The sequence below is a fragment of the Mesorhizobium sp. G2-6-1 genome, assembly GCF_055809095.1.
This window is the reverse complement of sequence record NZ_CM147896.1, coordinates 3,434,131-3,447,197: the sequence shown is the minus strand read 5'-3', so window position 1 is coordinate 3,447,197 and position 13,067 is coordinate 3,434,131. Positions and strand designations below refer to the sequence as shown.

Annotated in this window: 12 protein-coding genes and 1 tRNA gene; 5 read left to right on the top strand and 8 right to left on the bottom strand. The window is 55.3% G+C overall.

The annotated features are described in order from the left end of the window. Positions 1 to 4: 4 nt before the first annotated feature. Genes AC0L7S_RS16605 through AC0L7S_RS16585 form a run of 5 tightly spaced genes read right to left on the bottom strand, consistent with a single transcriptional unit; the run spans position 5 to position 3,670 of the window. Entirely contained in the window at positions 5 to 580 is a 576-nt protein-coding gene (locus tag AC0L7S_RS16605; protein WP_473472023.1) for a hypothetical protein, read from the bottom strand. After that, complete coding sequence (locus AC0L7S_RS16600) at positions 580 to 1,605, bottom strand: SAM-dependent methyltransferase (RefSeq protein WP_473472022.1); 1,026 nt, start codon at positions 1,603 to 1,605, stop codon at positions 580 to 582. Before AC0L7S_RS16600 ends, AC0L7S_RS16605 begins: the two co-directional genes overlap by 1 nt. After that, positions 1,602 to 2,432, bottom strand: a complete 831-nt coding sequence (locus AC0L7S_RS16595; protein WP_473472021.1) for a DUF1295 domain-containing protein — start codon at positions 2,430 to 2,432, stop codon at positions 1,602 to 1,604. The genes AC0L7S_RS16600 and AC0L7S_RS16595 overlap by 4 nt, the downstream gene beginning before the upstream one ends. Positions 2,433 to 2,438: 6 nt before the next feature. Further along, positions 2,439 to 3,092: a ChrR family anti-sigma-E factor gene (locus tag AC0L7S_RS16590; RefSeq protein WP_473472020.1), complete on the bottom strand. Its 654-nt coding sequence runs from the start codon at positions 3,090 to 3,092 to the stop codon at positions 2,439 to 2,441. Beyond that, entirely contained in the window at positions 3,089 to 3,670 is a 582-nt protein-coding gene (locus AC0L7S_RS16585) for a sigma-70 family RNA polymerase sigma factor (RefSeq protein ID WP_473472019.1), read from the bottom strand. Before AC0L7S_RS16585 ends, AC0L7S_RS16590 begins: the two co-directional genes overlap by 4 nt. A 204-nt stretch (positions 3,671 to 3,874) precedes the next feature. Between AC0L7S_RS16585 and AC0L7S_RS16580 the strand changes: the two genes are divergently transcribed. The 4 genes from AC0L7S_RS16580 to AC0L7S_RS16565 all read left to right on the top strand — a co-directional run bounded on the left by AC0L7S_RS16580 (position 3,875) and on the right by AC0L7S_RS16565 (position 8,659). Further along, positions 3,875 to 5,224, top strand: coding sequence for an NAD(P)/FAD-dependent oxidoreductase (locus AC0L7S_RS16580; protein ID WP_473474335.1), 1,350 nt, complete (start codon positions 3,875 to 3,877; stop codon positions 5,222 to 5,224). After that, a complete protein-coding gene (locus AC0L7S_RS16575; RefSeq protein WP_473472018.1) occupies positions 5,224 to 6,048 on the top strand; it encodes a DUF1365 domain-containing protein in 825 nt (274 codons plus the stop codon). Before AC0L7S_RS16580 ends, AC0L7S_RS16575 begins: the two co-directional genes overlap by 1 nt. Then, the gene (locus tag AC0L7S_RS16570; protein ID WP_473472017.1) at positions 6,035 to 7,303 is read left to right on the top strand and encodes a class I SAM-dependent methyltransferase; all 1,269 of its coding nucleotides are present in this window, start codon (positions 6,035 to 6,037) and stop codon (positions 7,301 to 7,303) included. Before AC0L7S_RS16575 ends, AC0L7S_RS16570 begins: the two co-directional genes overlap by 14 nt. Before the next feature lie 135 nt (positions 7,304 to 7,438). Continuing rightward, on the top strand, positions 7,439 to 8,659 hold the full coding sequence (locus AC0L7S_RS16565) for an amidohydrolase (protein ID WP_473472016.1): 1,221 nt from the start codon (positions 7,439 to 7,441) through the stop codon (positions 8,657 to 8,659). Positions 8,660 to 8,694: 35 nt separating this feature from the next. Here AC0L7S_RS16565 and AC0L7S_RS16560 read toward each other — a convergent pair whose 3' ends face one another. Continuing rightward, entirely contained in the window at positions 8,695 to 10,281 is a 1,587-nt protein-coding gene (locus tag AC0L7S_RS16560; protein WP_473472015.1) for an ABC transporter substrate-binding protein, read from the bottom strand. A 326-nt stretch (positions 10,282 to 10,607) separates the two neighbouring features. Here AC0L7S_RS16560 and AC0L7S_RS16555 point away from each other — a divergent pair, with 326 nt between their 5' ends. Next, positions 10,608 to 11,579, top strand: coding sequence for a GlxA family transcriptional regulator (locus tag AC0L7S_RS16555; RefSeq protein ID WP_473472014.1), 972 nt, complete (start codon positions 10,608 to 10,610; stop codon positions 11,577 to 11,579). 70 nt (positions 11,580 to 11,649) lie between these two features. Here AC0L7S_RS16555 and AC0L7S_RS16550 read toward each other — a convergent pair whose 3' ends face one another. After that, entirely contained in the window at positions 11,650 to 12,546 is an 897-nt protein-coding gene (locus tag AC0L7S_RS16550; RefSeq protein WP_473472013.1) for an alpha/beta fold hydrolase, read from the bottom strand. A gap of 339 nt (positions 12,547 to 12,885) precedes the next feature. Next, positions 12,886 to 12,961 (bottom strand) — tRNA-Lys (locus AC0L7S_RS16545). Between the last annotated feature and the right edge of the window lie 106 nt (positions 12,962 to 13,067).

The window sequence follows — 13,067 nt, the reverse complement described above, 5'->3', positions numbered from 1 at the left end:
GAGATCAAGGGGCACGGTTCAGCAATCCGGAAACGATAAGGCCGATGAAGACAGTCAGGGCACTGGCGCTCATGACGTTCAATCTGAAGAAGGCTTGGTACTCACTCGGTGAATAAAGGTGAACGGGGGCACCGTAGGAGCCACCCAACCCAAGGTAGATGAGCAGCGCCAACCCTATCAATGCCAAACCTACGAGCCTTTCCGTCGATCGAAAGAACACGGCTGCGATGAGCGCGCAGGGAATAAGGAAAATCTCTACACCTGAGGCCTGACCGAAGACGCCAGCACTTAAAACCGTGTTCGCCATGCCAGCCACCGCAAGCAGGGCGCGACCAAGTGTAGACCAGCGTCTGGCCACAACCGGAACGGCAAGAAATAGCGGAGTCGACAGGAACGTGAAAAACGTTGGTGCTATGTGTTCGCTGACGGTCCAATATACATAGAGCGGATAGAAGGGTTGGTTGGAGGCTACGACAAGCGCGATGAGATTGCATGCCGCGACCAAAGGGTCGTCATGTGCGGCGTATGCACCGATGCGCTTCCAGACTGATCGAAGAAATGCCCAACGCGTCAAATCCATCACGCCGGGCGCAAGCGATAGTGGCTAACGCCCCATTCTTTGCCATTGGAATGGCCGAACAGGCCGGCCGTCGCTAAATAGAAGAGACGCCAGCGCCGACGCCAAAGAGTTGCATCCGCGTCGTAGACATCGCTGAGGATAGGGTCGATCCGCGACTGGTTCTCATCGAAATTTGCCAGCCAGTCGAGCGCAGTGCGCTGATAATTCAACCCACTCCACTGCCAGTCGCTTTCGACCTCGAAGATATCCGCAAACATCGACATGAGCCCATGGCTTGGCATGATGCCGCCGGTGAAGAAGTGCCGGGCAATCCAGTCGGCTTGATTACCGTGATCGAAGCGATAGGGCTGGCTACGGTGGCTGAAGACATGGATGAACAAGCGCCCGTCAGGTGCCAGCCACGAACTGATACGCTTCAGCAAGGATGACCAGTTCGACATGTGCTCGAACATTTCAATCGAAACGACGCGGTCGAAATGCCCGGATGGCTGGAAGTCGTTCATGTCAGCGGTAAGCACCGTAATATTGGTCAAGCCCCGCGCTTGCGCCACAGCCTCGATGTAAAGCCGTTGCGGCGTGGAATTCGAAACGGCGGTTATTTTCGCGTTGGGGTAGCGCTCGGCCATGAAAAGGGTCAGCGAGCCCCAACCGCAGCCGAGTTCAAGAATATGCTGGCCGTCCGTCAGGTCTGCATGTTCGACCGTTTCGGACAGCGCAAGCAGCTCAGCTTCGGCAAGCGTTTCATCACCGTGCGGATAGAGGCAGCATGAATATTTGCGGTGCGGTCCAAGGGCAAGTGAAAAGAACTCCGCTGGTAATTCATAGTGCTGTTCATTGGCCGCATCAGTGTGAGTGGCAATGGAATGTTGCTCCATGTCATGCATGAAATCGTGCACGCACTGCGCTGGCAACGATGCAAGATGCCTTTTGGTGCGACCCACCAGAAACTGAATCCCGACATTGGTCAAAGGATCGGGTAGCGGGGTCTGTTCGACAAGACGTATTGCAGAAGATATCCCGGTCATGGTTTTTCATCCTCGAATTTCGCCCTCGAGTGTCGGGCGCGTGGCGGGCCAGGCCAGAAAGCATTGACGCGGTGTTGATAGGCACGAAATCGCTCACCGCGTGAGCGCAACATATGTGTCTCGAGCGGCGGAATGCCGGAGACATGGACGAGTAGCCAGTACATGAAGACTGGTCCGGCAAGCGCAAACCAGCCGAACATATACGATCCGCTGCCATCGATGGCGATTGCTGCAAAGGCCACCCAGACAAGCCATTCGAAGAAATAATTCGGATGGCGTGAGTATCCCCACAGCCCGGTATCGCACACCTTGCCCTCGTTTTCCGGCTCGGCGCTGAAGCGCGCAAGTTGGCGGTCAGCTACGGCCTCGCCAATGATGGCAATCGCGAAAATGGCCATGCCCAGCAGATCGCCATAACCAAGGCCATGTCCCGGTCGGTGGGCAGCCGTCAGGATGGTTACAACGAGCAGGAAAGCCACTGCCGCTTGAATTTGCAGAAACCAGAACAGCCTGCGCCTGAAATTATCGCCCCATTCCTTGCGCAGTTGCTTGTAACGCGGATCGTCGCCACCGCGCAGCGTACGTGTCGCTATGTGGGACCCCAGTCGCAAGGACCACAAGGCTGCAAGGCCCGCAACAAGCCATTGACGAGCGATCTGGTCATTCGCCCCGAGGGGTAGCAGCGATACCGCCACCCCGCCCGCGCCGACGGCATACGACCAGATCGCATCTATCCATCCGGAGCGCCCGGTGCGTCCGGCAACGAACCACGCAAGCATCATGGTACATGAAAGCGCAATCGCCAGAATGATGAGAACCGTCGTCATGCCTGTTCAGAAGCCGACAATCGGACGCAGAAGCCGCCCCAAAAAACCGTGAAGGCGCGTGTCCCCTTCCAATGCGGCCAGGCATATGCAATCGGATTCGGTGCCAACGATCGGTTGGTGGTCAACGTCTGATCCCGCTTCGTCGAGGTCTCCCGGCAGATATCGTCCCCGTTCATCGGAAAGCGATCCGGAAAGTATCTGCATAAACTCCATGTCGGTATGTCCATGAGCAGGCAGGCGCAAGCCAGCCCGTCCCTTGAGCAACATGATCTTGGCGTCCGGACTGCCGGCAATCCCAACCTTGCTCCATCTGAATCCAGGCCCGAGCCAACGCCAGGGGCCGATATCACAGTCGCGCATGGCATGGGGAAGCTCTATCGCCAGCTCTGCCCGGTGGCGAGCAACTTTGGCCTTCGTCATTGGTGCGACTGTCTCGACATCGAGCCGTTCCAGCATCTTTCCGAGCGCCCCCTCAGCAAGTTTCGCCGGTGGCATATCTTCAAGTAATGCCCCGCCGACCGCCTCGAACTGAGCCCGACGCGAACGGCAGGCCGGGCAACCCTCAAGATGGACGGAGACGACGAGTGCGAGCCCTGCGCTCAAGGTGCCGGTCGCATGACGAAGAAGTGTTTCATCGCTTGGGTGGTGGTGGATTGTCATAGATCATTGTCCAACAGAGCGCGCAGGCGGTTCAATGCGAGCCTGATACGGGATTTCACTGTTCCCAAAGGGATGCCAAGTTCACGGGCAATCTCGACATGTGGTTTCTCCGAAAAATAGGAAAGCCGTACGATCGTTGCCTGCTCGTCCGACAAAATGCTGAGCGCGGTGCGTACCCGTTCCCCACGCTCGGTAGCGATTGTTATCTCTTCACCTGACAAAGGCGCATCCGGCTCGTCGCTCGGATCGAATAGGCGCTCCGTCGATTTCGTCCGTCCGCGCCGCAAGCGGTCGATCCGTTGATTGCGGGCAATCGTAAATATCCACGTCGATACGCCAGCACGACTTGGATCGAAATAGGACGCCTTTCGCCACACCGTCAGCATCGTTTCCTGTGTCACTTCCTCTGCAACGGTATCATCAAGGCCGGATCGAATAAGGAAGCTCTTCACGCGTGGCGCGAAATGGTTGAACAGATCGGCAAATGCGCTTCGATCACAGGCCATCGATACGGCCTGAATGAGCGCGCACTGTTCGTCGGGAGACGGTTGAGCATCTTTTCTTTCGACGCGGTTCAATTCGATGTCCCCTGCTGCCGGCCAGTCCTGGGGCGCGCGCATCTGCCCGAAATGTAACTGCGAGACATTCATTTGCCCTTGTTACGTTGCCGCGAGGCGGTTGGATCACGTTTCATATGATCCATTGCGGAGGGAGCCTCGTATATATTGGCAGTTCGAGAAGAGAAGGAAAGTCCTTTGAACACCGGAATACGATCTGGGGACATCTGCAGCCATAGGCATGATCTCAAGAGAGACGGCAAACAATCGCTGGATATCGCCGTAATAGGCAGCGGTATCTCCGGCCTATCCGCCGCGTGGCTGTTGTCGCGCCAGCATCGGGTAACCTTGTTTGAGGCCGACAATCGGCTGGGCGGCCATAGCAATACGGTCGATGTGTCTGAGGTGCCCGTCGACACCGGGTTCATCGTCTACAACGAGGCCACCTATCCGAACCTGACGGCCCTGTTCAGCCATATCGGTGTCATGACCAAACCCTCCGACATGTCCTTCGCCGTTTCACTCGATAATGGGCGTCTCGAATATTCGGGAACGGACATGTGGGGCCTGTTTGCGCAACGCCGCAATGCGATCAATCCAAGATTCTGGCGGATGCTGCGCGATCTCGTGCGCTTTTATCGTGAGGCACCACTTGATATGGGCGCGTTCGCCGAAATTTCGCTTGATTGCTATCTCGATAAGGCAGGCTATAGCGATGCGTTTCGCAACGATCATCTCTATCCGATGGCAGCCGCAATCTGGTCCACGCCTGCAGCCGATATCGGAAACTATCCAGCCGCCGCTTTCATCAGGTTTTGTGAAACCCACGGCCTTCTCAAATTGTCCGGTCGCCCGATTTGGCGCACCGTTGATGGCGGTAGTCGCGCCTACGTACGGGTACTCGCCAAAGCCATAGCGGAGATTGTCCCAAACTATCCGATCAAGACGATCCATCGTATGGCAGGCGGTATCGAATTAGCCGGACATGACGGTCAGCGTCGCCGTTTCGATCATGTTGTGGTCGCCACCCATGCCGATCAGGCGCTTGCGATGCTAGCTGAGCCGAGCACTGAGGAACAACGTCTTCTTGGCGCATTCAGCTATGTCAAAAACGACGCCATCCTTCATTGCGACAGCAACCTGATGCCACACCGACGAAGGGTCTGGTCGAGTTGGAATTACATGTCGCAACAAACGCATGGCAGCCGTCAACTTGCGGTAACTTACTGGATGAACCGGTTGCAGGGGATATCCGACAAGACGCCGCTATTCCTCACTCTCAACCCCCACCGCGAAATCAAACCTGACGCGGTATTGCAGCGACTTGGCTATCGACACCCCGGTTTCGATAGCAAAGCCCTCGCAGCGCAGGAGCAACTCTGGTCACTGCAAGGTGTACGCCAGACCTGGTTCTGCGGCGCCTATTTTGGCGCCGGGTTTCATGAAGACGGGTTACAGGCTGGCCTCGCCGTTGCCGAAGCTATCGGCGGCGTGCGGCGGCCCTGGAACGTGCGCGAAGAATCCGGGCGCATCAATCTTCGCGAGTCGGCGCCGGCCGTGACCGAGGCGGCTTGATGACCTATTTCCATTCTGCCCTCTATGCTGGCGAGTTGATGCATCATCGACTGCGGCCAAAGGAGCACCGCCTCAGCTACAGCATTTTCTATCTGCTACTCGACCTCGACGAAGTCGATACGCTGGCAAAAGAGCTTCACCTGTTTTCGCATAATCGTTTCAATCTATTCAGCGTCTACGACCGGGATCACGGCGACGGTTCAGCTATATCGATTCGAGAGAAAATTGAGGATCATTTGCGCGAATCGGATGTGGAAACCGGCGGCCCGATCAAGCTCCTGACCATGCCGCGTATCCTTGGTTATGCGTTCAACCCGATCAATGTTTACTTTTGTCATCGGCGGGACAATTCGCTGTCCGCTATATTTTATGAAGTCAGCAACACGTTCGGACAACGCCATAGTTACCTCATTTCCGTGCCTAAGGGAGCGACGGCACCTATTCGTCAGGAAAGCCGGAAAACACTGTATGTATCGCCATTCCTGACGACCGATATGGCCTATTCTTTCGTCGTCGCGCCACCGGGCGAACGTCTTGCAGTTTCTGTTACCGGCCATGATGACCATGGCCCGCTGATCATCGCCAAGCTTGCTGCCAGGAAGCGCGCGTTAACCGATGCGGCATTGACCCGTCTTTTGCTCACCTACCCGCTACTGACTCTGAAAGTGATCGCCGGCATCCACTGGGAGGCGCTGCTGCTTTGGCTGAAGGGTGTGAGGCTCCAGCGCCGACCGCCACCACCGGATCAGCCGGTTACTGTTGGTCGTGAACTTGAATCAGCCGACCCTCTTATTGAGAAAGAGCCCCGCCATGTCCTTCGATAGCGAAAGCCACGCTGCGTTGAATATAAGGCAGCGCAGCCAAGGCATGACAGCGTACCTGATACGACGTCTTGCGGCGACACTTGAATGTGGACGTATCACCATCGTCACACCTGCGGGTGATCGCATCGAACACCGTGCGGCTAAAGCGGGACCTGAAGCAACGCTTGTGCTGCATCGCTGGCGCGCAATCCGGCGACTGGTCACCCATGGCGACCTTGGTTTTGCTGAAGCCTATATTGATGGCGATTGGACGACATCTGATCTTCCAGCGTTTCTCGAACTGGCAGCACGTAACCTCGGAGAACTTGACCGAAAAATTTCGGGCTTCTTGCCAGTGCGCATGTTCAATCGCCTCCGTCATCTTTTTCGGGCGAACACGAAGGCGGGCAGCCGCAAGAATATTTCCTTTCACTATGATCTTGGCAATGCCTTTTACAAATGCTGGCTTGACCAAAGCATGTCCTATTCTTCGGCACTTTATGCACGACCGGACATGACTCTCGAAGAGGCGCAGGACGCCAAGCTGGGGCGCATTGTTGAATTACTCGATCTGCGAGAACGTGATGAGATTTTGGAAATCGGCTGTGGTTGGGGTGCGCTGGCGTCCAGATTGGCGCAACAAGGTGCCCTGGTAACCGGTGTCACGCTTTCCTCCGAGCAGCTTGTCCATGCCAGAGAACGAATGGTCGAAGAAGATTTGGACAATGCCGTATCCCTGGAATTGACCGACTATCGCGATATCGAGGGAAAATACGACCGGATCGTTTCGATCGAGATGCTGGAAGCCGTGGGTGAGACCTACTGGCCTGTCTATTTCAAAACGTTGCGCGACCGTCTGAAAGACGACGGTACGGCTGTGATTCAGGTCATCACCATCGATGAAACTCGTTTCGACGGTTACAGAAATTCAGCCGATTTCATCCAGCGCCACGTATTTCCCGGTGGCATGCTGCCGACCAGACAAATTATTGCCGATCAGGCCAAGGCTGCGGGATTGAAGCTAATCTCCACGGATAGCTTCGGCCAAAGCTATGCCAGAACCTTGGCCGAGTGGCGAGAGAGGTTTGTGGAAGGCTGGCCGAAGATCGAAGCAATGGGGTTCCCTACCCGGTTCCGTAGATTGTGGGACTATTATCTCTCTTATTGCGAAGCAGGTTTCAGGGCGGGCACCGTCGATGTCGGCATTTTTGTTTTGGCACCGGAGCGTCAAGACAGTCGCCAGAATGAGCAGGAATTGCGCTACGATGTTCATTAAACCAGCCAACGGATTGTCCAGGCTGGCGCAAAAATCCAGTTGAGTGGATTGAATGACGGTACGTTTCGGTCAGATCGGCACGTGCCAAAAAAACGCGTATGTTATGGAGGCCGTAACAAAAGCGGAGATGGAAACGTGACCCTGACGAATCGGGACCTTGTCGAACTTACGGCCTGGCGGCGCAAGCTGCACCAGTATCCAGAAATATCGAACGAAGAGGAAATAACTGCCAAAGAGGTCGTTCACTTTCTCGCTGATACAAAGCCGGACAAACTGTTGACCGGACTGGGTGGGCACGGCGTCGCGGCGATCTATGAAAGCGGAAAGATGGGGCCGACAGTAATGTTCCGTTCGGAACTCGATGCGCTGCCCATCCACGAACTTTCAGCCGCGCCTCATTCATCACTCGTACCGGGCAAGTCACATATGTGTGGCCATGACGGACACACTACGATCCTCGCCGCGCTTGGCCGCCAGCTCGAGCGCAAGAGACCCGATCGAGGCCGTGTTGTTCTGCTGTTTCAACCGGCGGAAGAAACCGGCAACGGTGCAGCGGACGTCGTCGCGGATCCTCGCTTCAGTGAGATCGCGCCAGATTTCGCTTTCTCATTACATAATTTGCCAGGCGTGCCCTTCGGCCAAGTGCGGCTTAAAACTGGCGTGGTGAACTGTGCTTCCCGCGGCATACGCATCGTGCTGGAAGGAAAAACCGCGCATTCATCCATGCCCGAAACCGGCGTTTCGCCAATGCTGGCGGTAAGTCAACTAATGCCTGCGCTCCCAGAGCTTGGAAGCGGAACCTTTGCCGACGATGATTTCGGCATGGTTACCGTCACCCATGTCACGATGGGCGAAGCTGTGTTTGGCATCGCGCCCGGTCGTGCGGAGGTTTGGGCGACGCTGCGTACCCGGCGCGATGACTTGATGGCAAGTCTATGCACCTGCGCGGAAAAACTGGTCTCACAGATCGCTGGCGAGCATGCTCTATCACCTCGGTTCGAGTATCATGAAATATTCGTTGCCAGCGTCAACGCGCCTGAGGCGGTGGAGTATCTGCAACAAGCACTCAATGAAGAGGGCATCTTGCACGCTGAAGACAGCCTGCCGATGCGCGCTTCGGAAGATTTTGGCATATTCGGCCACAACGCGCCATCGGCGATGTTCTTCCTGGGTGCCGGTGAACGGCATCCCGCGTTGCATAATCCAGACTACGATTTCCCAGACGACCTGATTCCAATTGGGTCAAAGATATTCATGCGCACGATTCTGCAATCTTCTGGGTGGCTGACTAGGGCCTGCCGCCCAAAAGTGTGCAGCGGTTTTGGGACAACGATATGCACAAAAACAAGGGCTTAAAGCACAATGCATGAATCACTTTAGACGCGATGGCTTTAGGCTGCCCAGCATTTGATCGCAGCAAAATTATTCATCATGCCGGCATTCGGATCACTTTCCCAACCTGCGACCCGATCATTGTAGGCATCGATGAAATCGTTAAACATCGGGCAAATGGTTCCGCCCTCGTCTCGAACCATCATCCCGGCTTCACGGTAGAATTCTTTGCGTTTTTCATTGTCGAGTTCGCCACGCGCCTTAATGATTAGCGCGTCGAAATCTTTGCGGAGAAACCGGGTATCGTTCCAGTCGGCTGTCGACAGATATGCTGTCGAATACATCAGGTCCTGGGTCGTGCGACCACCCCAATATGAAGCACAAAACGGTTTGTTGTTCCACACATCGGACCAATAACCATCATTCGGCACGCGACTGATTTCCAAAGGTATGCCTGCTTTCGCGGCAGATTGCTGGAAAAGTTCGGCCGCATCCACAGCGCCAGGGAACGCGCCATCGGCAGTACGCAACACGATCGGGCTGCCATCATGACCAGATTTCTTATAGTACTCTGTGGCCATATCAGGATCATATTTACGTGGCGGGATCGTATCATCGAATAGCGGGTAGACAGAATTAATGGGCATGTCATTACCGACCGAGCCGTAGCCCGCGAGGATTTTTTTGACCATATCTTCACGGTCGATAGCCAGCTTCAACGCCATACGAAGATCATTGTTGTCAAACGGGGAGGTATTACAATGCATGATGAAAACGTAGTGGCCGCGACCCGAGATATTGGCCAAAGTCACGCCCGGCGATCGCTTCAGCGCGTTCGCCACGCGCGGCTCGACATTGTTGACCATTTGAACCTGGCCTGACTGTAGCGCAGCATTGCGTGCGGTCGAGTCGTTGATGACCAGCAATTCAACATGGTCATAATGGCCAACGGCGGAATTCCAGTGATTCTCGAATTTTTTGAACTCATGCCGGACGCCCGGATCGTTCGAGACGATCTTGTAAGGGCCCGTAAAAATCCCGGCATCCGGCTTCTCCATTCCGCCATCGGGCTGAATGACTAGATGGAAGTCAGTCATGAGGTAAGGCAGGTCTGCATTTGCTGTAGTAAGCGAAATTTCCACCCGGTCACCATCGACCCGCATTGATTCGATGCCGGTCATGAGTCCAAGCGCGCCAGACTTGGAATCCTTTTCGGAATGGCGCTGCATCGTTTTTAGAACATCGTCCGGGGTCAGCGTTTTTCCATTGTGAAATTCGACCCCTTTTCGGATCTTGAACGACCAGACCTTCGCATCGGCGGATGGTTCAACGGCTTCAGCCAGCTTGTATTCCAGTTCGCCGGTTGGCGATACGTCGACCAACCGGTCGCCCATCGTGGCCAGATTGAACGCCGGAACATCACTCGCCGCCAGTGCAGGATCGAGTGAGTTGGTGCTTTCTCCGCCAGCCATGCCCACAGACAACGAACCACCCTGTTTGGAACCAGCCGCCTTTACCGTGTTTGTCAGAAGCGTATTGGCGGTAGCCGCCGCGATTCCCAACGCAGCCGCCCGACCGAGAAATGCACGTCGATCAAGCTTTCCCTGAGCAGTTCGGGCCGCAAGGAAACGGAGTTCGTTGTTCATAAAAATCTCCCATATATTGTTGTTATTGATTTTTTTACTCATGTAGTCTGCAAGCCTGTGTGATGAGTACCCGGATTTCCTGTCCACCATCGAAAGCGTCACGCGCAACGGATTGACTATCTTCCCTCGACGCTTCGCATTTTCATCGGGCTTGAAAGACAGGCTGCAGCAGTTCTCATCTCGCGGAAAAACGTCCTCCCATTTTGCTGAGGCGCAGTTCCAGACCGACCATTAACCGCCTCCCGCAACAGCCCTTCGCCAAGAAGAGTTAGCTCAGGACGTACTCCGTTCCCGCAACAATTATCAGGCTTGACGCGGACACATCATTGTCTCATCGTGCCGTAAAATTATCGGATTATGCCAATTTGCCCGCACTGATCGTTACCATCATCCTTTTCGACGGGTTCTCGAATATGGTGCTTGCGTGCCTGCTCGAACCCCTTCGCGCCGTCAGGGACCAAACGCAAAACGCGATCCAGTGGTCGGTCGTTACGCCGACAAATGAGCCGGCTGTAAGTTCCAGCGGGTTGGCAATTGCGCCTGACCTGCCCGTTGCCGGTGCCAAAAAATCAAACTTGTTGATTGTTCTTTCGGGCTATGGGTTTCGTGGTCACACGACACCGAAAACGATGCAAACCCTGCACAAGTTTGTTTCGCTTTCGGATCAAGTCATTGCAGCCGATACCGGTGCCTGGCTTCTCGCTCGTGCTGGCTGGCTCACTGAAACACCCGCAACGATTCACTGGCAGGTCTTATCGGATTTTGCTGAGACCTTCCCGGACACAATCGTGTTGCACGACCGGTTCGTCGAATGCGGCCGATTCAAGACCTGTGGCGGCGCTTCAACCGCGCTCGATCTTATGTTATCGGTCATCGCCCAGCGCTTCGGCGCGGCCGTCGCATTCGACGTTTCAAGTATGTTCGTACACGACGCCGATCGGGTGGCCACGATGGGTCGTGGCCCTCGGCGTCTGGCTGGCAAAGGTTCGGCTTCTCTCCAGCTTGCGCTGGATGCGATGGTCGAAACCATTGACGCACCGCAACCGCTGAGGGCAATTGCGCGTCAAGTCGGCGTATCGCTGCGCAATCTCAACCGTTTGTTTCTGGACGAATTACAATTGCCGCCAGGTCGGTACTACCAACTCCTCCGTCTCAATCGTGCCCGCGATCTGTCGGCAACGACGAAGCTCAGCCAGGTGGAAATAGCCCAGCGATGCGGCTTTTCCGGTCCGGCCGCATTGAGCAAAGCGTTTTCGCGCAATTTTGGTCATAGCATCGGCAAAATCCGGCGGCGGTAGCTCTCGCGCCGATAGCAAACACAATGCGTCGCTTGCCGTTCCCATTCCGATTGACATCGAGGGGTGCACGTCAGATGTTCGAAGCGTGTCTCGTGAATCGCGATACTTCAGCGGCGATAATCTCCGCGATGCCGCCCTCCAGATCATGCCCCATGCCGTTGATCTCGATCAACTCCGCATTTGGTATTCTCGCTGCGATGTCCCTGCCATGATCGATCGGGTGAAGCGGGTCATCCGTCCCATGGATCACCAGGACCGGGATCTGTATTTCCTCGATTTGGGCGTGCAATTGCTGAATGTCCAGCGCAGCAGCATACTGCCGGGTGTCACCATCTGGGCAGTGACACCGATCAAATGCACGGCCTATCAGTGCGCGCCGATCTGCCTCGTCGAACCGAAATCCGGGGCTTCCCCAGATACGGTCGCACATTAGAGTGTGCTCGATACATTGCTCGCGATCATAAGGATTCGGTGGTTGAGCAAGGAAAATTTCCTCCACCTCCGGCCACGACGGCGAAAGCGTCGATTCACCACTGGACGACATGACAATTGTGGCGCTGCACAGCCGGTCGGGGTATCGGTAAGCCATGGCCTGCAATATCATCCCACCCATCGAAATGCCGAGCACATGCGCGCGCAGGATACCGAGTGTGTCCAGAACGCCGATACCGTCCGTCGCCATGTCGTTGAGCGTGTAGGGAGGATCAACAGGTTCACCATTTGCGATCCTGCGATTCAGTTCATTGATATCCGGTACGCCTAGATGGTCGAATTTCTGCGAAAGTCCGGCATCACGGTTGTCGTAGACAATAACGTGAAATCCGTTGTTGACGAGCCCATCGATCAGCGCTGCCGGCCAGTGAATTATCTGCGACCCGTGCCCTCGGATCAGCAAAAGCGGTCGAGCCTGCGCAGGACCATGCCGTTCCACCTCAATCTTGATGCCATTCGCGTCAATTGCTGTCATTGGGTACCCTTATCGACGACGATTCCGCGTCACAGCCGGATTGATTCTAAGCATTCGAGCCCGCTCAATGAGGTATATGAGATACTCGCTGTTGCCGCGCGATGTCGAGGACTTGCTCCACGAACGAGGCAAGATGATAATCCAACGCCACGCGTTTCTGTATCAGTGCAACTATCAACCAGGATGCACGAACCATCACGTCCCAAAACACTTGGCTACTTGAGCTGCCACACAAAAACGCTTAACGCAAATCGGCAGGCTGGATGGAGGAAGATGAGAGATTGGAATTCTCCAATCCCAATCTCCAAGGATACACTGTCTAACATCTATTGAAATCATTGGTGAGCGCGCAGGGGTTCGAACCCTGGACCTACTGATTAAAAGTCAGTTGCTCTACCGGCTGAGCTACGCGCTCTCGCGAGGCTCAACGGTGCCCCGGAAATTGCGCGGAACATAGGGAGCAGGCCACCTCCGGTCAACCGTAAAACGTTCATGCGAACGCAACATTTTCATCTACTGCG